General features: G+C 48.7%; 18 protein-coding genes. 15 read left to right on the top strand and 3 right to left on the bottom strand.

Annotated elements, in window-relative coordinates:
• The first annotated feature begins 150 nt into the window (after positions 1 to 150).
• On the top strand, positions 151 to 1,389 hold the full coding sequence (locus TH61_RS14680) for an aminotransferase class I/II-fold pyridoxal phosphate-dependent enzyme (RefSeq protein WP_066510931.1): 1,239 nt from the start codon (positions 151 to 153) through the stop codon (positions 1,387 to 1,389).
• 111 nt (positions 1,390 to 1,500) lie between these two features.
• Positions 1,501 to 1,692 (top strand): histone H1, encoded by a 192-nt coding sequence (locus TH61_RS14685; RefSeq protein WP_066510934.1) that lies wholly within the window; start codon positions 1,501 to 1,503, stop codon positions 1,690 to 1,692.
• Positions 1,693 to 1,773: 81 nt separating this feature from the next.
• Here TH61_RS14685 and tyrS read toward each other — a convergent pair whose 3' ends face one another.
• Together tyrS and TH61_RS14695 are read right to left on the bottom strand one after the other, a co-directional pair.
• Positions 1,774 to 3,078 (bottom strand): tyrosine--tRNA ligase, encoded by a 1,305-nt coding sequence (gene tyrS, locus TH61_RS14690; protein WP_066512920.1) that lies wholly within the window; start codon positions 3,076 to 3,078, stop codon positions 1,774 to 1,776.
• 148 nt (positions 3,079 to 3,226) lie between these two features.
• Entirely contained in the window at positions 3,227 to 3,625 is a 399-nt protein-coding gene (locus TH61_RS14695) for a hypothetical protein (protein ID WP_157600730.1), read from the bottom strand.
• Between the two features lie 210 nt (positions 3,626 to 3,835).
• Between TH61_RS14695 and holA the strand changes: the two genes are divergently transcribed.
• From holA to trmB, 9 genes are all read left to right on the top strand, one after another.
• Positions 3,836 to 4,888: a DNA polymerase III subunit delta gene (gene holA / locus TH61_RS14700; RefSeq protein ID WP_066510940.1), complete on the top strand. Its 1,053-nt coding sequence runs from the start codon at positions 3,836 to 3,838 to the stop codon at positions 4,886 to 4,888.
• A 215-nt stretch (positions 4,889 to 5,103) separates the two neighbouring features.
• Positions 5,104 to 8,136 carry a tetratricopeptide repeat protein gene (locus TH61_RS14705; protein ID WP_066510942.1) on the top strand — a complete coding sequence of 1,011 codons (3,033 nt, stop codon included), beginning with the start codon at positions 5,104 to 5,106 and terminating at the stop codon, positions 8,134 to 8,136.
• The gene (locus TH61_RS14710; protein ID WP_066510946.1) at positions 8,133 to 9,806 is read left to right on the top strand and encodes a hypothetical protein; all 1,674 of its coding nucleotides are present in this window, start codon (positions 8,133 to 8,135) and stop codon (positions 9,804 to 9,806) included. The genes TH61_RS14705 and TH61_RS14710 overlap by 4 nt, the downstream gene beginning before the upstream one ends.
• A 6-nt stretch (positions 9,807 to 9,812) precedes the next feature.
• On the top strand, positions 9,813 to 11,021 hold the full coding sequence (locus tag TH61_RS14715) for an SPOR domain-containing protein (protein ID WP_066510947.1): 1,209 nt from the start codon (positions 9,813 to 9,815) through the stop codon (positions 11,019 to 11,021).
• A gap of 1 nt (position 11,022) precedes the next feature.
• Positions 11,023 to 11,724, top strand: coding sequence for a MotA/TolQ/ExbB proton channel family protein (locus tag TH61_RS14720; protein ID WP_066510949.1), 702 nt, complete (start codon positions 11,023 to 11,025; stop codon positions 11,722 to 11,724).
• A gap of 4 nt (positions 11,725 to 11,728) precedes the next feature.
• On the top strand, positions 11,729 to 12,145 hold the full coding sequence (locus tag TH61_RS14725) for a biopolymer transporter ExbD (RefSeq protein ID WP_066510950.1): 417 nt from the start codon (positions 11,729 to 11,731) through the stop codon (positions 12,143 to 12,145).
• A 6-nt stretch (positions 12,146 to 12,151) separates the two neighbouring features.
• Complete coding sequence (locus TH61_RS14730) at positions 12,152 to 13,039, top strand: hypothetical protein (protein WP_066510952.1); 888 nt, start codon at positions 12,152 to 12,154, stop codon at positions 13,037 to 13,039.
• Between the two features lie 17 nt (positions 13,040 to 13,056).
• A complete protein-coding gene (locus TH61_RS14735) occupies positions 13,057 to 14,346 on the top strand; it encodes a folylpolyglutamate synthase/dihydrofolate synthase family protein (protein WP_066510954.1) in 1,290 nt (429 codons plus the stop codon).
• Between the two features lie 3 nt (positions 14,347 to 14,349).
• Positions 14,350 to 15,006 (top strand): tRNA (guanosine(46)-N7)-methyltransferase TrmB, encoded by a 657-nt coding sequence (trmB, locus tag TH61_RS14740; protein WP_066510957.1) that lies wholly within the window; start codon positions 14,350 to 14,352, stop codon positions 15,004 to 15,006.
• A gap of 221 nt (positions 15,007 to 15,227) precedes the next feature.
• On the opposite strand, the gene TH61_RS14745 is transcribed toward trmB, so the two are convergent.
• Positions 15,228 to 15,848: a hypothetical protein gene (locus TH61_RS14745; RefSeq protein ID WP_071887855.1), complete on the bottom strand. Its 621-nt coding sequence runs from the start codon at positions 15,846 to 15,848 to the stop codon at positions 15,228 to 15,230.
• Positions 15,849 to 16,120: 272 nt separating this feature from the next.
• On the opposite strand from TH61_RS14745, the gene mnmA reads away from it, so the two are divergent.
• From mnmA to TH61_RS14765, 4 genes are all read left to right on the top strand, one after another.
• A complete protein-coding gene (gene mnmA / locus TH61_RS14750) occupies positions 16,121 to 17,227 on the top strand; it encodes a tRNA 2-thiouridine(34) synthase MnmA (RefSeq protein ID WP_066510966.1) in 1,107 nt (368 codons plus the stop codon).
• A gap of 14 nt (positions 17,228 to 17,241) precedes the next feature.
• Entirely contained in the window at positions 17,242 to 17,988 is a 747-nt protein-coding gene (locus TH61_RS14755) for a hypothetical protein (RefSeq protein ID WP_066510968.1), read from the top strand.
• 123 nt (positions 17,989 to 18,111) lie between these two features.
• On the top strand, positions 18,112 to 18,768 hold the full coding sequence (gene rpe, locus TH61_RS14760) for a ribulose-phosphate 3-epimerase (protein ID WP_066510971.1): 657 nt from the start codon (positions 18,112 to 18,114) through the stop codon (positions 18,766 to 18,768).
• A 4-nt stretch (positions 18,769 to 18,772) separates the two neighbouring features.
• A complete protein-coding gene (locus tag TH61_RS14765) occupies positions 18,773 to 21,226 on the top strand; it encodes a TonB-dependent receptor (RefSeq protein WP_066510973.1) in 2,454 nt (817 codons plus the stop codon).
• The last annotated feature ends 36 nt before the right edge of the window (positions 21,227 to 21,262 follow it).

Genomic DNA, 21,262 nt, shown 5'->3' on the forward strand with positions numbered 1-21,262 from the left:
GCCATAAGATTAAATCATCTTATAATAGCGCGCTTTGTATTTGAGCACAATCAATGTAAATTTGCAGGTCTTCGTGCCTTAAACTGTACCAAGATGACTACATGACGGCTTTCGTCTAGATGATCTTCAACCGCCTTAATTTTATCTAAAGTGGATTTATTTGAAAAGTTATTAGCCAACCGCGGACCGCTTGGCAGCCATTCACACTATGCTCACGGTTATTTCACGTTCCCAAAATTAGAAGGAGAGATTGCTCCCCGCATGACGTTCAGGGGCAAACAGGTGTTGACCTGGAGCTTGAATAACTACCTGGGCTTAGCCAACCACCCAGAAGTGCGCAAGGCAGATGCTGACGCCGCCGCTGAGTTTGGAATGGCCCTGCCTATGGGCGCCCGCATCATGTCTGGTAACTCAAATAACCATGAGCGTCTAGAAAGCGAGCTAGCCGAGTTTGTGCAGAAGGAAGATGCTTTCTTATTGAACTTCGGATACCAAGGCGTAGTGTCCATCATTGACGCCTTAGTGGATCGTCATGACGTGATTGTGTACGATGCCGAGTCTCATGCCTGCATCATTGACGGTGTCCGTCTGCACCAAGGCAAGCGCTTTGTGTACCAGCACAACGACATGGAAAGCCTGGAGAAGCAATTGCAGCGCGCCACGCGCTTGACCAATGAGTCTGGTGGAGCCATCCTGGTGATCTCTGAAGGCGTGTTTGGCATGAGCGGCAATCTAGGCGACTTGCAAGGCATCATTGCCCTGAAAGAGAAATATAGCTTTAGACTGTTCATTGACGATGCTCATGGTTTTGGTACGATGGGTACCACCGGTGCGGGCACGGGTGAACACCTAGGCGTGCAGGATGGCATTGACATCTACTTCTCTACGTTTGCCAAGTCTATGGCCAGCATTGGTGCATTTGTGGCTAGCAATGAAGATGTAATCACTTACCTGCGCTACAACATGCGCTCTCAGACCTACGCTAAGTCATTGCCTATGACGCTAGTGGTGGGTGCTTTGAAGCGTTTAGAGTTATTGCGTTCTAAGCCTGAGTTGAAAGACAATCTTTGGACCATTGTAAAAGCATTGCAATCTGGTCTGCGTGAGAAAGGATTTAACATTGGTACCACCACGTCACCAGTGACACCGGTGTTGTTGAACGGCCAGATTCCAGACGCTACTGCCTTGACGTTGGACCTGCGTGAGAACTACAACATCTTCTGTTCCATTGTTGTGTACCCAGTAGTACCTAAGGATGTGATCATGTTGCGTTTGATCCCAACGGCTGCGCACACCCTAGAGGATGTGGCTGAGACCATCGCTGCCTTTGAAGCCATCGCTTCTAAATTAGACAAGGGACTTTACTCAAAAACTACGGTTACAGCCTAGAAAAGCGGTTCTTTCTTGTAAAAAGAGCTTCTGTAATTTTTTTGCACCTTATTTTATAATTCCTATATTAGAGCCATTAAACGAAATGTTAAACCTTAAAAACAAGCTCTAATGAACAATTTTTCTAAAATTAAGGACCTGGTTCTGTCTCTAGAAGGTGACTTTGAGAAGTTCTATGACAAAGGCAATTCAGCAGCTGGTACTCGCGTGAGAAAAGGTATGCAGGATTTGAAAAACATGGCTCAGGACATCCGTAAGGAAGTACAGGACATGAAGAACAGCGAAGGTGCTGAGAAAAAATAAGTTGCTAGCAACCAATAAGTTATAAAAAAAGGCAGGTGTCAAAACCTGCCTTTTTTTATGCTCAATTTGTAAAGTCAGTGCCTAAAGCGCCTTTACCAAATAATAATTCTTTTTGCCTTTCTGCACTACCAGGTATTTGCCTTGTAGCAGGTCAGAAGTGATGGTTTCATCAGGCGTAGCCACCTTCTGGCGGTTAATGCTCACGCCTCCGTTCTGGATCATTTTCTTGGCTTCGCCTTTTGACTCAAAAATCTGGTTTTGGGTCAATTCAGACAAGAAATCCACGGCTTGGGCGCCGTTTGCTAAATTTTCTTTAGAAATTTCTATCTGCGGAACGCCTTCAAAAACGGCCAGCAGGGTAGACTCTGGCAAACCGCGCAACGTCTCCAAATCGCCCTTGCCAAACAGAATCTGCGAAGCCTCCACCGCGCTCTCAAACTCCTCAGCCGAGTGCACTGTGGTAGTCACTTCCTTGGCTAAGGCTTTCTGCAGGACGCGTAGGTGCGGTGCTTGGGCGTGCTCTTCTACTAAAGCAGCAATTTCTTCCTGCGTTAGCAAAGTAAAGCGCTTAATCAGGTTCTCGGCTTCGTCATCTCCTACGTTCAGCCAGAACTGGTAAAACTTGTAGGGGCTGGTCATGACAGGGTCCAACCACACGTTGCCGCTTTCAGACTTACCAAACTTGCTGCCGTCTGCCTTGGTCACCAAAGGAGTGGTCAAGGCATAAGCCTTGCCGCCTTCCATGCGTCTTATGAGCTCAGTGCCAGAGGTGATGTTTCCCCACTGGTCAGAGCCACCCATCTGCAGGCGCACATTCTTGTGTTTGTACAGGTGCATGTAGTCATATCCCTGCAACAACTGGTAAGAGAACTCCGTGAACGAAAGACCTTCGGCGCCGTCTTCGCCTTCCTGCGCGGTGATGCGCTTTTTGACGGAGTCTTTCTTCATCATGTAGTTCACCGTGAGGTGCTTGCCCACATGGCGCAAGAAGTCCAGGAAGGAGAACTCTTTGAACCAGTCATAGTTGTTGACCATCTCTGCCGCGTTGGGCACATTCCCGAAGTTCAGGAACTTCTCCAACTGCTTTTTAATGCCGGCTTGGTTGTCTCTCAAAACATCCTCAGACAAGAGGTTACGCTCCGCTGATTTACCGGAAGGGTCACCAATCATACCCGTGGCACCGCCCACCAAAGCGACAGGCTTGTGTCCAGCGCGCTGCAGGTGCACCAACAGCATGATGGTGGCCAGGTTGCCTATGTGCAGCGAAGATGCCGTGGGGTCAAAGCCAATGTAGGCCGTGGTCATCTCTTTCTGCAGTTGTTCTTCTGTGCCTGGCATGGTGTCTTGTAACATTCCGCGCCAGCGCAGTTCTTCAATCAAATTCATGTAGCTCAGTTTTAACTGGTCCAAAGATACACCACATCTTTTAATTTGACAGAAGCATATAGCGGCCATCCCCAAGACAGTCGTTTTTGGCTTGTTTTCTGGGAAACAGGCCAAAAATGTTTGCTAAGGAAAGTGCAGCGTAACCGGCTTACTCTTGAGGTGAGGAATTCTGGACTTTCTTGAAAGATATAAAGGATGCGGCCTCAGTACTTGAGCTTGGTTCCTTGGTGAACTTTATTTCAATGCAATCTAGTTTTCTACTTTCTGGGTCTTGTCTATGCAGAAAGGATTCTACTTTGTTGGCCAAAGTGTCTAACTCTTTATAGGAAGTTGTTTCTACTGGATAGCTATAAAAGGTAATGGTTGTATAATTGTCATTCTCCCTAGTTCCTCTGTGCATGCTAAGATTCACATCCTCATGATGAAAAGCTGCGGCTAAATCCTTTTTTAGTTGCATCATCTTCTCAAATTTTTCTTTTAAGTCACAAGAGGTAACTAAAATCAAAAATATGAGACTTATCCAATGGCTTTTCTTTACAGCGTTCATATACAATAGGGATGGGACAGGTAGGAATTAAGTAAGTAAATTAAAACAATCTTTCTTTCTGTTTACCTTTATAGCTTGCCGTTTTTGGCTTGTTTCCTGAGAAACAAGCCAAAAACGCGATCACGTTATTTTGTCATCAGGCATAGTGCTTTGGTTTGCGGGCATGCGTAACTTTGGGTTCTTGTTTGACCAATCCCGTACCTTGCATCCATGGCGCTGACCGCTGACGATATTCTTAATCAACTCAAGAACCGCGAATTTGCCCCAGTGTATTTTCTTCAGGGCGAAGAACCGTACTACATTGACCTCATCTCTGATTACATAGAGCAACACGCTTTAAATGACATGGAGAAAGGTTTCAACCAGGTAGTGATGTACGGCAAGGACACGGACATCTCTAATGTGTTATTGCAGGCCAAGCGGTTTCCTATGATGTCTGATAGACAAGTGGTCATTGTCAAGGAAGCCCAGAACCTGCAGAACCTGGAAGCCGACCCAGAGAAAGATCCGGCGGCCAAGCAACTGGATGCCTATCTGGCCAATCCGCTGCCGTCCACCATTCTGGTGTTCTGCCACAAGCACAAAGTCTTGGACGGCCGTAAACGCTTGAGCAAGGTGTTGAGCAAGCAAGCCGTGCTACTCACTACCAAGAAGCTGTATGACAACCAGGTGCCCGCCTGGATCACCAGTTACCTCAAGTCCAAGAACCTGCAGGCCACGCCGCAGGCCGTCATGATGCTGGCAGAATACATTGGCGCCGACTTGTCCAGGCTCACCAATGAGATTGAGAAACTCACCATCAACCTCAAGCCCGGCCAGACCATTGATGACGGCGTGGTGCAGGAAAACATAGGCATCAGCAAGGAGTTCAACATCTTTGAGTTGCAGACCGCCATTATCAAACAGGATGTGCTCAAGGCTAACCGCATCTTGAACTACTTCGCGTCCAATCCCAAAGACAACCCTTTGATTCCTAACCTGGTTTTGCTGTTTTCGTTCTTCTCTAAGCTGTTGACCCTGCACATGCTACCGCAGGTGAACGAGCAGACGGTGGCTAAGAGCTTGGGCAACCGCGGCTTTCTGGCCAAGGAATACATGCTGGCCCTTAGAAACTACCCGTACCGCAGGGTGCTGCAGATCATCGGGTTTCTGAGAAAGGCAGATTTGCAGAGCAAAGGCGTGGAGGGCGGCAGCCTGCCCGACGATGCCATTTTAAAGGAGCTGGTTTTCAAAATCATCCATCCGGTGCCCGTGATCAAGTAAATCCGTTTTTGGCCTACTTTCCAGAAAACAAGCCAAAAACGGTCAAGAAAGTAGGAGGCGGCAAATGCTAAAATCCGAATTCTTGCGTTGAAGAAACATCAGGAAAAGGCCGGGGTTTGGGCCGCTTCCAACCAATAATTTCCTATTTTTGAAGGAACGGCTTTGGCTCCAGTGAGATTTTTCTGCCTGGTGCCCATTTTCTAATACACCAACCTATGAAAATACCCCACAAGTTAGCTTTGGCTACGGCCTTGCTGGGAGGCGCCCATGCCGCTCAGGCTCAGCAGCCCCAGACATTCCGTTCCGAGGAGCGCTTTTACCAGGAAGGTCTGGAACTGTATGACCGCGAAAAGTTTGGGGCCGCGCAGCAGGCCTTCGCGGAATACATACGGCTCATTAAGGATCCCACCAAAACGGCAGACGCCCAATACTACTACGCCGTCAGCGGCTTGCATTTGTTTCACCCGGACGCAGAGCAGTTGGTGTTGCAGTTTGCCCAGCGCTACCCATCCCATCCGAAGGCTGCCTCCGCGTTCTTTGAACTGGGAACGGCTTTTTTTGACAAGAAGAGCTATGACAAAGCCATACAGTACCTGGAGAAAGCACCTGCTGACCGCCTGGATGAGGCCCAACTGAAAGAAGCCGAATTCAAGCTGGGGTATTCTTACTTCGGGAAGAAGGATTTTGAAAAGGCCAAGACGCTTTTTGATAGAAATAAAAAGGGCTCGCATGCCTATTCCTTCGCCTCTAGCTATTACGCTGGCTACCTGGCCTACCGCGCCGGGGACTACATCGGCGCCAAGCTTGACTTGAAGGTTGCCGAGCAGAGCGATGATTATAGAACCATTGTGCCGTACATGCTTACAGAGGTGTTGTACAAGGAAGGCAACTTTGCGGAGGTGATCACTTACGGAGAAAAGTCCCTTAAAATCACCCCGAAGGTGCAGAACCCGGATGAAATCTCCCTGTTGGTGGGGGATGCCTATTTTCAGCGCAATGATTTCAAGAAGGCTTCTCAGTATTTCAAGGCCTACGCCGAAGGCAAGAAGAACCTGGACAAGACGGTCCAGTACAAAATAGGTTTCTCTGACTATAAGACCGGTAACTTTAAAGGAGCCATTCAAAACTTAAAGCCAGTGGCTTTCCAGTCAGATTCTCTGGGCCAGAACGCTTCTTACCATTTGGGTCTGAGTTACCTCAAGGACAACAACAAGCAATTTGCGCTGGGGGCTTTTGACCAGGCCCGCAAACTCAACATAGACAAGAATGTAAAGGAGGGCGCTACGGTTAAATACGCGCAGCTGAATTTTGAGCTGGGTAATTTCTCTGAGGTGATCAACTCCCTGGCAGCCTTCAACAAAGACTTCCCTAACTCTAAGTTTGGTGATGAAGCGGATGACCTGATCAGTGAGGCCTACCTGAACTCCAGCAATTACTTGGAGGCCATCCAGCACATTGAGAGCCTGCCCAAGCGCAGCCACCGCATCAATGAGACCTACCAGCGGGTCACGTATTACCAGGCAGTGAAACTATACAACGACCAGTTGTTCCAGCAGGCGGTCGCCTTACTGGATAAGTCACTTGGCTTCCCGTATGACAAGGAGATTCAAGCAGGTAGTAACTTCCTGAAAGGCGAGGCATTTTCCATTGGCCAGCGCTGGCCGCAGGCCGTCAACAGCTACGGTGCCGTCTTCCAGACACCCAATTCGGGCCGCACCGAGTTTTATGTGAAGTCCCGCTACGGCATTGGCTACGCCTATTACAACAACAAGGAATACGAGAAGGCCTTGACGCATTTCAAAGCCTACCTCAACGACAACTCGGTGAAAGCTGGCAATCCCAACTACGCAGACGCCATGCTGCGCCTAGCCGACTGCTATTATGTGACCAAGGATTATGGTAACGCATTGGAATGGTATGACAAGGCGCTGGCCGCCAAAACCCCAGACGCAGATTACGCCTTGTTTCAGAAGGGCGTGGTGTACAGCTTGACCAACCGCCGGGATGACGCCATCAAGAGTTTGCAGACAGTGATCAGGTCGTATCCAAAATCCCGTTACGCAGATGACGCCGTGTACCAGAAGGGGATCATTGATTTCGAGAACTCCAATTACGCGCCGGCCATAGCCAGCTTTAGTGACCTTATAGACAACAGACCCGGCAGTTCATTGGTGCCTAGCGCCCTGCAGAAAAGAGGCGTGGCCAACATGAACCTGCGCAAGATGCCAGAGGCCATTGCAGACTTTAAGCGGGTGATAGACCAGTACCCTACGCACCCCATCGCCAACAACGCTATCTACAGCTTACAAGAGGCCTTGGGTGAAAGCAACCAAACCGAACAGCTGGATACCTACCTGGGTAAATTCAAGTCTGCTAACCCAGAAAGCGATGCTTTAGAAAGTGTTGAATATGAAGCGGCTAAATCGCTTTATTTCAATGAGAAATACAAGCTGGCTATCCCTAAATTTGAAGCCTTCTTGAAGGCCTATCCGGCGAGTGCCTCGGTGGCCAACGCCCGCTACTTCCTGGGGGATTCCTACTTTAGGAACGGTGACAAGGCCAATGCCCTGCGAAGCTTGAAAGAGGTGGCCCTGGAAGGCAAGTCAGAATACCTGAGCAAGGCCGTGCAACGTGTGGCAGACATGGAGTTTGAGGTCGGCAACTACGCCGAGGCCGCCAGCTTCTATTCCAGATTGCGTGATTTGGCGGTGAACAAGAAGGAGCAGGCCAATGCCTTAAAAGGGTTGATGCAGAGCTTCTACTACACCAATGACTTCAACAACACCATCTTGATCGCTGATGAGCTGATTGCGCGCGGCAATGCTACCTTGGACGCCTATAACTCGGCCTTGCTGTTTAGAGGAAAAGCAAACTACGCTCAAGGACGTTTGGACCAGGCCATTAAGGAGTTTACCACGGCCGCCACGTCAGCCACGGATGTGAACGGCGCCGAGGCGCATTACCTGGTGGCCGAGATTTACTACAAGCAACAGAAATATAAGGAAGCCTTGGACCAAGCCTTCGCGTTTAGTAAGACCTTCGGGGATTATGAGAACCTGCTGGGCAAGTCCTTCCTGCTGATTGCAGAAGTGTATGTAGCCCAGAACGAGGTGTTCCAAGCCAAGGCCACGTTGAACTCCATTATTGAAAACTCGCCCGACAAAGAGATTGTAGAAGCCGCCAAAGTGAAATTGGCCGAGCTGGAAAACAAGGTGAACACCCCATCTTCTAACGAATCAGAGCAATGAGATATACCACAGCGTTAGCGGGCGTTTCGGCCCTGTTTTTCCTTGGATTAGTGCCGGCCACCTCCCAGGCCCAAACCGGTTGGGGAGAAGGCGGTAAGTTGGAAAGCACCGAGATTGTAGTAGAGAAGAACCGCACCCTGGAACTGCCCGAGGCCAACCGCAATTTTGAGAAGTTCAGGATTGCGCCGCCAAAGCTGCAGGACCGCCAGGTGACCTATCGGTTTAATGAGTACCGCCTGCCAGAGCATTTCATCAACCTGCCCATGCGGGTCTTGACCATCCGGCAGGAAGACTTAACCAAGCTGTACGGCAATTACGTGAAAGGCGGGATAGGCACCATTGGAACGGTGTACCTGCGGGGCTATTTCCATAACAAGCGGGACAACAACGCAGCATACGGAGCAGAGGTGGCGCACGTATCTTCTGGTGACGGACCCATTCAAAATTCAAACGCTGCCAGCAGCTTTGTACAGGCACACGGCGAGATGTACAGCGGCCCATTGACCTTGGGCGGACGCGTAAAATATGAGCGGGACCAGAACAATTTTTACGGCTTTGACCGCTTTGTAGAAGTGGATAGGGACTCTCTTAAACAAGTATATAACCGCTTTACGGTAGAGGGTCACTTGAATAACTTAACCGACGTAAAGGCGCCGTTCCAGTTCAATGCCAAGGTAGGATTGAATTACACGGCAGACAATTTCTCGGCGAAGGAGACCAACCTTTATGGTACCGCTTCCAGCAACTATGAATTGGGAGTAGGCTCAAAGATTAACGTAAACCTGGAAGCCGGCTATACCAATCTGAAAGACTCCAGCTCCACGGGCCGCGGTTTCTTCAAGGTGCGCCCGGCGTACACTAAACAAATTGATAAACTAGGCTTGGTGTTGGGCGCTACCATTGCGTATACCGGTGATACCATCAATGATGCGCGTCAATTCTACATCTACCCAGCCTTAGAGGTCAATTATCAGGCCATTGAAAGCAAACTAGTCTTGTTTGCCGGGGCGGGTGGGGACTTGCAGCGTACTTCCCTGTATAGCCTGAGCAAAGAAAATCCTTGGTTGAACCACAACGTGCAGATTGCTGATGTGAGCAAAGGCCTGGAGTTGTACGGTGGAGTAACGGGTAGCTTGGGCAAAAACGTGCAGTTCACCGGTAGGTTAGCGCACCAAAGCTTTAGAAACCTGTACTTCTTCAACAACGCCGCCAAGGACTCCTCCAGGTTTGACGTGGTGTATGATGACGGCGTGACCCAGGTGTTCCATCTCTATGGGGAGGTTTCGTACAACCAATCAGATAAATTTAGAGTGGGACTGAAGGCAGAAAATAACAGCTATACAACTGCCTCACTGGCAGAGGCCTTCCATAGACCAGGTACCGTCCTGACGGCTTTTGGGTCGTACAATCTTTATGATAAGATTCTCTTCAACACCGAACTTTATTATATTAGCAGTTCCTTTGGGCAAATCACGCGTCCAGACGGCTCCTTAGCTTTGCATGAGACAGACTCCATCATGGACCTGAACATCAAAGCCGACTACCGTTTCTCACCTAGGTTCTCTGCCTTTTTAATGGGCAATAACCTGTTGAGCAACGAGTATGAGCGGTTTGTAAACTACAGGACCCAGGGAATATCAGTGATAGGTGGCGTCACCTATTCATTTTAAGAGCATATGATTCAGCGGCACATAAAATCTTTGTTGTACACGTATGATTGCGTGATCATCCCAGAGTTTGGGGGATTGATTATGCATTATGCGTCGGCTAAAATCCATCCGGTAAAGCACACGTTTTCACCGCCCTCTAAGCGCATTGCCTTCAATGAACAATTGAAGGTGAACGATGGCTTGCTCATTACCACCCTGGCCCATCAACAACAGTGGCCCATGGCCAAAGCGCAACAGACCGTAAACGAGTTTGTGCGGGACTTGAAGGAGCAGCTGCAGACCAAGCACCAGTTTGAGTTAAGCGAGATAGGGACGTTCCGGTACAATGCGGAGCACAAGCTGGTGTTTGAAAGCCTGGACCAGGAGAACTTTTTGGAGCACAGCTTCGGCTTGCCGGAGTTGGTGTCTAAGCCAATCTTAGGAAGAGACACCTTGGTACTACGTGGTAAATTCCAGGACCAACCAGCCAAGTATGAAACCGGGTTAAAGGTAGGCAGCCGTTTGCGTAAGCTGTTAAAAGTAGGTGCGGGATTGGTAATTGGCGGTATTGCCATCTCAGGCGTGTACTTGTATTCCTTGCAAAAGGACGTAGCCTTAAGCTCGCTCAACCCATTTGAATTGGTTTTTTCCTCTAATCAAGTAGAGCCTGCGCCAGTGACCAAAGTAGACTCTCCAGTCTCAGAAAAATCTGCCGCCATGGACGCCTATGAGCAATCCTTGCTTGCCGCCCAATCTGAAGCAGACACAACTTTGGTAGAAGAAGATGCATTAGGATCTCAGGAGGCTGAATCAGTTTCAGGCCAATTCTCAGAAAATAGCCCGAAAACGGAAGTGGTTAATCCAGAGCCTGTTGCCTTGCCTGAAGTAAAGGAAGAGGTGAAGACAGTAGGGCCCACAGTAGCTCCTAAAACAGCCGTTGCCGCTCCAAAAGTAGAGGTAAAGGCTAAAACGAAAGTTGCCAACACCACTACAATTAAAGGCAAAACCAATCGTTTCTATATCATTATGGGCGCATTTGCAGAGAATGAGTTTGCGCGCATGAACCAGAAGAGCCTCAGCAAAAAAGGATTCAACGCCAAAACCATTCTTCCTTCCAGACAAAGCAAATGGCACAGAGTCTCTGTCGCAGATTTCGCCACGGAGGCAGAAGCTATGGACGCCTTGCCAACCTTACGTAAAGACGTAAGCCAAGAACTTTGGGTACTAAACTATTAACATGAACCTATTTCTCTTACAGATCACCACGGCTGCTGATACAGCCGTGAACGTTGCCGCCTCTGTCACAGACCCTGCCCAGCCAGCGCCCTCTATTTCCTTATTGGACATGGTATACCGGGGTGGTTGGGTAATGATTCCAATTGGGATTCTAGCTTTTGCCGCTATCTACATCATGATTGAGCGGTATTTGGCCATTAAAAGGGCAAGCCGTGAACCTTCTAATTTCATGGACAATGTGAAGACCATGGTGTTGCGCGGTGATCTGCAAGGGGCTAAAATGCTCTGCCTGCAAACGGCCACTCCGTTGAGCAGAATGATTGAGAAAGGTATTAGACGGATTGGTTCTCCCTTGAAAGACATTGAAACCTCTATTGAGGCCGTTGGCAGATTGGAAATCTCCCGTCTGGAGAAAAACATCAGCGTGCTGGGCATCATTGCCGGTATTGCGCCCATGCTAGGTTTCGTGGGTACCATCTCAGGGGTAATTAAAATATTCTATCAGATCTCCGTATCAAATGACTTTGGTATCAATCAGATATCCGGTGGTTTGTATGAGAAACTGGTAACGTCGGCGGCTGGTCTAATCGTCGGGATTATCGCTCACATTGGGTATCACTACCTAGGCTTAATGGTAGAGCGCGTCGTATATAAGATTGAATACAACGCACTAGAGTTTACCGACTTACTGCAGGAGAACTAAGCTTATGAATCTTCGCCGAAAGAGAGGATCTTCCTCACACGTGGAAACAGGGGCCATGAATGACATCATGTTCTTTTTACTGCTGTTCTTTTTGATTGCCTCTACCATGGCCAATCCAAATGCAGTGAAGCTTCTGTTGCCAAGTGCCCGTTCCTCTAAAGAAGTAGCGCAAGAGCCCATCAACGTTTCAGTGACGGCCAATGGTGAGTACTTTGTCAATAAGCGTCCCATTGCGCCAGAGAACCTAGAGACGGAACTATCAAAAGAACTGGCCGGTTCTAACATTGAAAAGGCCACCGTTGTATTACGGGTAGACGCTTCACTCAATGTCCAGAAACTAGTAGATATTCTAGAAGTGGGCTCTAAGCTGAAAGTGAAAATGATCATGGCCACGCAAAGCCCTAGCGGGGCCGCTTCTTAAAGAATTATGCAAACTACCGTAGAATCAAAAGACCGCTTAAAAGCATTGGTAGGCGCCAGCCTGTTCTACCTGCTGCTTTTTATTGTCTTCTATTTTGTGGTATTTAAATCTCCCATTCAGGAAATTGGGGGTGGCGATGGCATCGTATTAAACTACGGGGTAGATGCTGAAGGTTCTGGGGACCTACAGACCACGGCCAGTGCCAATGATTCTAAGAATCCTGAGGACAGTAAACCTGCTCCACAGCAGGATAGGGAAATCACCCCAACGCCTAATAGAGCCGAACCAACTCCGGTTGCGTCTGCGGCACAAGACAAGGTGGTGACTACAGATGACGAAGGTCCTGTTTCCATACCACCTAAAGAAGAGCCGAAAACGGTTGTGTCACCTAGAGAAATAGCTAAGGCAGAACCCACACCCGTGGCGGAAAAGCCGAAGGCCTTGTACCCGGGCAAAAGCGCTAATACCTCTGGCGCAAACGGCAAAAGTGGCACCAGCAACAATCCTACTGGTAATAACAACGGCGACCGACCTGGCAAGGTGGGGGACCAAGGCGATCCCAATGGCTCCATGGACTCAAGAGCCTTGTATGGCACTCCGGGTAAGGGAACGGGCGGCAGCGGAGGCGGAGGTTTGAACCTGCCGGGCTGGCGCTATGACGTGGCTCCACAACCAGATCCATTTGACAATGAATCTGGCATGATCAGGTTCCAGATCAAGATTGACGGAAACGGGGATTTAGTGAGCGTGAAAGTGTTGGAAAGCACCGTCTCACCGCAGGTAGCTAACTGGTACAAAAACCAAGTCCAGAAAACAACGTTTAGCCGTACCACCGCCGGAAATACCAGCAGTGGCGCCACCGGTACCATCACATTTATCATTCGATCTAACTAAACCATACGCCTCTATTCGTGACCTACGAACAAGCCTTAGAATACTTATACCAGCAGTTGCCGATGTTTCACCGCATCGGCAATTCTGCTTTTACGAAGAGCCTGGACAACATCCTGGCGCTCACGCAGGCCTTAGACAATCCCCAGCAGCACTTTAAGACGGTGCACGTGGCCGGAACCAACGGCAAGGGAAGCTCCTCCTCTATGCTGGCAGCTATTTTACAGGCGGCTGGCTACAAAACCGGTCTGTATACCTCGCCCCATTTAAAGGATTTCGCAGAGCGGATTAAGGTCAACGGCGAGATGATCTCCAAGGAGAAGGTGACGCGCTTCACAGAGCAGCACCAGCCCTTGTTTGAAAAGGTGAAACCCTCTTTTTTTGAGATGACGGTGGCCTTGGCCTTTGAGCATTTCAAGGAAGAGCAGGTAGACATCGCTATCATAGAGGTGGGCTTGGGCGGCCGCTTAGATTCCACCAACATCATCACGCCGCTGGTGTCACTTATCACCAACATTGGGCTTGACCACCAGAGCCTGTTAGGGAATACATTGCAGGACATTGCCCGAGAGAAAGCCGGCATCATTAAGGCAGGCGTTCCGGCCGTGATCAGTACCACCCAAGAGGTAGTTTTGGCCCAATTCCAGGAAAAGAGCAAGGAAACGGCCAGCCCTTTGTTTTATGCAGATCAGGAATACCGCGCTGATCCCAAAGGCCAACAGGGGCTTCTGGCAGTATATGATGTTTATAAGGATGATAGTCTTTTCTTAAAAGACCTTGAACTAGCCTTGTTGGGCAAATACCAGAAGCAGAACCTGCCTGGGGTTTTGAAAACCAGTGAGTTGCTGCAAGGCCAGGGTTTTACTATTACGGAGAGCCACATCAGGGAAGGATTGAAGAATCTGCAGGCGCTCACCGGCTTGAAAGGTCGTTGGCAGATTTTAGGTCAGGAGCCGTTGACCATCTGCGACACTGGTCACAACATAGACGGCATACGGCAGGTGGTGGAGCAATTATGGGCTTTGCAGAAACCCGTCCATTTTGTGTTTGGGGCTGTGAATGACAAGGACGTTTCCAGTATTCTTAGGTTATTGCCGGTTTCTTACAAGTATTATTTCTGTCAGGCGCAGATCCCAAGGGCCTTACCGGTCCAGGAACTCTGGGAGGAGGCTCAGTTTGCGGGTTTGAAAGGAGCCGCGTACCCCACTGTAGAAGACGCCATCCTAGCTGCCAAAGCTCATGCCTTGCCAGATGAGGTAATATTCATTGGCGGTAGTACCTTTGTAGTGGCAGAAATAGCCGAACTATAATTCATGGGTAGAGGAAAACTAGAGAAATTTGCCGTCAACGCCACCCGCGCCAACGTGGTGGAACCCGGCAAGGAGAATTTTGAAAAACTGAAAGGCCGCTGGAACAGCGACTTCTTCTTGAAAGACCAGCCGCTCATCTTAGAAGTAGGCTGCGGCAAAGGCGAATACACTGTGGGTATGGCCAAGATATTCCCTGATAAAAACTACATCGGGATAGACATCAAAGGCAACCGCATCTGGAAGGGAAGCTCCTTAGCCGAAGAAGCTGGGCTTTACAACGTAGGCTTCCTGCGTATATTCCTGGAGAACCTGGACCAGCACTTCGGGGAGAAGGAAGTAGACGAGATTTGGATCACCTTCCCAGACCCGCAGCCCCGTAAGCGGGACATCAAGCGCCGCCTTACCTCGCCTAGGTTCTTGCAGATGTATGAGCGTATACTAAAGCCCGGTGGCAAGCTCCATTTAAAGACAGACAGCGACTTGTTGTTTGAATACTCTTTGGAAGTGTTGCAGGAACGAAAAGCTTCTAATCTGCTGCATACCAGTGACCTATATCAGTCAGAATTGCAAGAGCACACCATGGGCATTTACACGACTTTTGAGAAAAAGTATTTAGATCTGAGCGTTCCTATCAAATACCTGCAGTACACGGTGTATTAATGTGCTGATTTGAAGTACTACTTAAGTGAAACGTATTAAGCAAATTTTGGCTTATTTCCTGGAAAGTAGGCCAAAAACGAAAAGAGCGCTGATCTTTATCAGCGCTCTTTTTTATTGTCAAGTATTGAAGGTGTTCTGGGACTAAGCTCTCCTGCCAATTTTCATGTTCAATTATTACTGAGCATCAGGTCAAATTAGCACATTAAGCCAATAGCCCATAACTAATCTTCCAGTTCTTCGAAGATTTCCTGCAATTCGTCGAAGTCTTTGAAGCCAGGTCTGATCTCTTGTCCACCTTTTAAGGCAATGCCTGCGGGGTGTATTTTCTCAAGTGCTTCTTTGGTGTTCTCCTTGGTTAATCCGAAGCCAACCAGAACAGAGTATTTGTCTGAGATATTGCGCAGCAAACCGTGCGTGGCAGAATCTATGGAAGTAAGCTCCGTAGAGTCAATCAAGAAATACTCCACATGCGGTTGGTAAAGTTCCAGGAACTGCAATAGGTTTTGCTCATCTGTGTCTTTGTCTATCAAGACCCGAAGGATAACCGGCAAAGGAATCTGCTCCAGTTCCTCAATGAGGTAAACGGTATTTAATTGCAGCATGTCCAATGGGTACTTCTGCAAAAGCGGTTGAATGTCTTCTACAGGCATCTCATCAATCTCACCTACCAGCTTCACGCCAGCTACCCAGCCAGAAATTTCTTTGAAAGCCTCAGGAGAGGTATACGCCGGCGTGTTTTCTTCCACCGAGAAACCCAGCATTTCAACGCCCATACCAGCGCAATAGCGGGCATCGCTTAGGTTAGAGATTTGATTTACTAAAACTATTGTGCTGAGTGCCATGCGTTTTTATCGTGTTTTACTGGAAATAGACCAAAAATGAAGGGTTGTTAAACCAAATGTAATTCTTTGTATGGTTTTAACTATTGAGGTGGTAGAAAAAGTATCTCAACCCGGATATTTATGGAGTGAAGTGGGTAACTATTTTGTTTTATGCGTGTTTTGGCAGGAACTATCCTTCAGGGAACGACGCTAAACCACCAACTGCCTGGTATTTTAGCTATATTTGCACATTGTTTCGGCAGGACTTTGAATCCTGTTTAAATTAAGAAAAAATGACTTCAAAAGGAAGAGTATTGGTCGCCATGAGTGGCGGCATTGACAGCTCAGTAGCAGCAGTTCTGTTGCACGAGCAAGGGTATGATGTGATAGGCATGACCATGAAAACATGGGACTACGCCAGCGCCGGAGGCAGCAAGAAGGAAACTGGATGTTGCAGCCTGGACTCCATCAATGACGCCCGAGACATAGCGGTTCAGCTAGGATTCCCGCATTACATCATAGACATCAGAGAAGAGTTTGGCGATTACGTTATAAATCACTTCACAGATGAATACATTGCTGGCCGCACGCCCAATCCGTGTGTTCTGTGCAACACCCACATTAAATGGGACGCCCTTTTGCGCCGCGCCGACAAACTGGGCTGTGATTTTATTGCCACCGGGCACTACGCCAACATCAGGGAGGAGAATGGTCGTCATGTCATCTCTAAAGGCAAGGACCACAACAAAGACCAGTCGTATGCTCTCTGGGGAATTTCACAGGAGAGCCTAAGCCGTACCATTTTCCCATTGGGGCACCTGCACAAAACGGAGATCAGACAGATGGCCATGGACCGTGGGTTTGAAGCCTTGGTGAAGAAGGCTGAGTCATATGAAATCTGTTTTATTCCTGACAATGACTACCGCGGGTTCTTGAAGCGCCGGGTGCCGGGCTTGGAAGAGCAGGTAGCCGGTGGCGAGTTTGTGCTAGAAGATGGCACCGTGGTGGGCAAGCATGAAGGGTATCCGTTTTACACCATTGGCCAACGGAAGGGTCTGGGTGTAGCCCTTGGTTTTCCGGCGTTTGTAACCCGCATTGAGAAAGATACGAATAGGGTTATATTGGGCAACTATGAGCAGTTGGCCAAGAACGGTATGAACGTGGGCAAGCTGAACATGGTCAAGTATGAGAACTTACTTGGCCTGCCTACCGAGACCATCACCAAAGTGCGCTACAATGATCTTGGCACCGCCGCGGTGATTGAGCAGGTGGGGGACAAAATGCTGGTGCAGTTCCATGCCGGCGTAAATGCCATAGCCCCTGGCCAGGCCGCCGTCTTCTACGAAGGCGATGACGTGATTGGCGGTGGATGGATTGAAACCAGCTTTAACCTAGACTAAAGTCTACATTCTTTATGAAAAAACTTCTGTTTACCCTTGCTTTACTGGTAGGTTTCCTTTCTTCCTGCGGGGACGAGGAAGTAATACTGGATCCTGATACCATTGGTACTGCGTATTACCCTTTAGAGGTAGGTACTTATACCATTTTCAATGTAAAGGAGACGGTTTATTCAGAGAACGAAGGAGTGACTTCTCTCTTTCAGGTAAGGGAAGCCATCAATGAGTTCTATAAAGACCAGGCTGGCAAGGAATGGTTTAGAATAGAGATAAGCAGAAGAGATTCTGAGGAAGGGGCATGGCGCGTCATAGGGGTGAAAACCGTTTCAAAAACCATGTTGGGTAAAAGCACTGGTAACCTGCTAATTCAGGAGAATAACAAAGCAGTAGTGAATATGGTGTATCCGGTAGCAGAAGGTAAAACCTGGAACCCTAATGCGTTCAATACCGCCTATTATCCAAATCAAGAAGATACCAATCTTCGGGAAGAATTTGTATACCAAAGCGTAGGAAAGTCTTTTGAAAAAGATGGCCAGACGTTTTCCAACACGGTCACTATCTTAAAATCTGAGGTGAACACATCATTAGAGGTTTTGGAGCAATCTGAGGTCTTTTCCTTTAACCAAGGTCCCGTGTACCGGTATTTCAAGCAATTGGAATACTGCAGTGATTCTAGCGGAGAAACCTGTCCTTACCTGGAAGATTATATCGTGACGGGCACTGAAAGGATTGAAACGTTTGAAAGCTCTGGTAAAATTGACTGATCCATTCCTATAGCATTTTTAAAAGCCCTGTCTATCTTTTGATAGGCAGGGCTTTTATATTCCATTGAATTGGTTTTTGCCTCCAGAAAGTGTTGTTTTGTAGAAGCTAAATCTTTCCTAAATATGTCTCATCTTATTGCTCCCTCTGTACTTTCCGCTGATTTTGGTCAACTGGCCACAGACGTTCAAATGCTCAATGACAGCACTTGTGACTGGATTCACTGTGATGTGATGGACGGGCGGTTTGTGCCTAATATTTCCTTCGGGTTCCCGGTATTACAGGCAATTAAGGCCCATGCTAGTAAGACATTGGATGTACATTTGATGATTGAGGCGCCAGAGCAGTACATTGAGCAATTCCAGAAGGCTGGGGCAGACATCATTACGGTGCATGAAGAGGCTTGTATTCACTTGCATCGCACCATTCAGCAAATAAAGGCCACGGGCGCTAAAGCAGGCGTGGCCTTAAATCCACACACGCCTATTCAGGTTCTATCTGAAATCATTGAAGACCTGGACGTGGTGTGCCTTATGTCGGTGAATCCAGGATTTGGCGGGCAGAAGTTTATCCAGAATACGTACCGCAAAATAGAACAGCTTAAGGCGCTCATTCAAGAAAGAAACGCAGGCACTTTGATTGAGATTGACGGGGGCGTGAACCAAGAAAATGCTCCCTTGCTGTTAAAAGCTGGCGCTGATGTGTTGGTGGCCGGAAGCTTTGTGTTTAATTCCTCCAACCCTAGCAGCACCATCCAGGACCTTAAAAACATCACGCTTTAGGCTCATGGGCAAGCGCTGGGGTTGGTGCCTATGCTTCCTGTTACTGGGCTTGCCGGCCTGGGCACAGCCGGCCTTTATCCAAGGCCAGGTAACCAATGCCCTGCAACAGCCCTTGGCAGGGGCTACCATATCCCTGCAGAATTCTCCAAACTCTACTTTGGCAGATGGTCAGGGCAAGTTTACGCTGACCGTAGAGCCAAATCAGCAATATACCGTCTGGGTCACCTACATTGGCTATTTACAGTTTGAGAAACAGCTCACCTTATTGCCAGGCGAAACCCGATATCTATCGGTGGAGCTCTCGGCCAACGCCAAAGAATTGCAGGCCGTTGAGGTGCGTGGCAAATCTGCCAATGACACCCGTGAGGTGGTCAGCATCACTAAAATTGACCCGCGGCTGACCCAGTCGCTTCCCAGCCCTTTCCAGGAGTTTAACAAAATTCTAGTCACCTTGCCCGGAGTCACCAGCAACAATGAACTGTCCTCGGCCTACTCTGTGCGGGGTGGCAATTATGACGAGAATCTGGTGTATGTGAACGGCATGGAAGTGTACCGTCCATTCCTAAGTATGTCTGGGCAGCAAGAAGGATTGAGCTTTGTGAGCCCAGACTTGGTGGAAGAAGTGACATTTTCTTCGGGTGGATGGCAACCCAAGTACGGGGATAAACTATCCTCCGTCCTGGACATCCAATATCGTACTCCGCAAAAGTTTAGAGGATCGGTTTCGGGTAGTTTAACCGGCGGCTCAGTGCACGCAGAAGGGACTGCCTTTAACAAGCGATTAGGGTATTTGGTAGGGGTAAGGCATAAGAATGCAGGGTATGTCCTGAATAGCCTGGAAGTGGAAGGCGATTACCAACCCATCTTCACCGATGTGCAGACGTACCTGACCTATGACTTGTCTAAAGCGGCCCCCCGGGCCACCGGCGCAGCACCCATCACTCAGATAAGCCTTCTTGCCAACATCGCCCAAAACGATTACCTGGTTAGGCCAGAGACCCGCGAAACCACTTTTGGGACGCAGGCGCAGGTGTTGCGGTTGCTGGTGGGCTATGACGGCCAAGAACAGATGAAGTATACCACGTGGCAGAGCGGCCTGCGGCTTGAGCATGAATTTTCTTCTGACTTGAAAGGGGAACTGATCTATTCTACCCTGTACAGCCAGGAGCGCGAGTACCGTGATTTGGAGTCTGGCTACCGTTTCTGCGATGTCATGCCCATGCCTAGTGTGTCCCCCTTCAACAGGTGCGCCGGAGAGCGGGGCGTAGGTTCCACCTACAATTATTCCAGAAACAAATTGCGCGCAGCCATCCAGGCCTTAGAAGGCAAAATTAGTTATCGCCTTGGTCCACAACATACCTTTTCTGCGGGATTAAAATCGGGTAGGGAATCTATCAAAGATGAATTACAGGAATATGCCTTCACAGACTCTGCTGATTATGTAAGCGATCTAAACACTCTGTCCATTAACCAAACCCTTACTTCCACCAGATGGCAAGGATATATGCAGAATGAATGGGCTATTGACAGTTCGCAGACGCTCACCTTTGGCGCGCGGCTCCATTACTGGTCTGGTAATAAGCAGCTTTCCATTAGCCCAAGGGTACAATATGCCGTGCGCTTACCTTCATTGCCTGACTGGTCCTTTAAGGCCGCTGCAGGATCTTATGTGCAAGCTCCGCTGTACAGAGAATTGAGAACCGCCAACGGTATTTTGAAAAGGGACTTGGATAACCAACAAGCCTGGCATTTTATCACCGGCACCGAATATCAGTTTAAAAAGTGGGGCAGGCCATTTAAGCTTACCACCGAGGCCTACGTGAAATACATGCCTTCTGTGATACCTTTTGAGCAGGAGAACATGCGCCTCCGGTATTTGCCCAATGTGAAAGCCACCGCTTACGCCGTTGGAGCAGACGTGCGGGTGAACGGCGAGTTCATAAAAGGAGAGGAGTCTTGGTTCAGCGTCGGGTTCTTGAGTACCAGAGAGAATCTGGAAGGTGATTCTACAGAAGTGAGAGACGCGGTCACTGGTGAAGTAGAGGCAGTGGCAGCCAAAGGCTACATCAGAAGACCCACTGACCAGCGCCTGAACTTCGGGATTTTCTTCCAGGACCATTTACCCAATTATCCTACCTGGAAGATGTACTTGAACCTAGCCTTTAGTACGGGCTTGCCATTTGGTCCTCCGGGTTTGCTAAACCACAGAAGTGCCTTTAACGGCCCCGCCTACCGGAGGGTGGACTTGGGTATCTCTAAGCTGATCTCCATGAGAGGACCAGACGCTGCAGGATTTGGACTGGAAAGTTTTTGGTTGAGTTTAGAAGTCCTGAACCTGATAGCCGCCAATAACGTGATCTCCTACAACTACGTGAAAGACACCAGTGGCATCACCTATGCAGTGCCCAATTACCTGACGGGAAGATTGGTGAATGTACGGTTCATTGCCAGGTTTTAATTTAGTTTCTTTACAAAACGTCCTCGCCTAACCACA

The organism is Rufibacter sp. DG15C (assembly GCF_001577755.1).
Classification (GTDB): domain Bacteria; phylum Bacteroidota; class Bacteroidia; order Cytophagales; family Hymenobacteraceae; genus Nibribacter.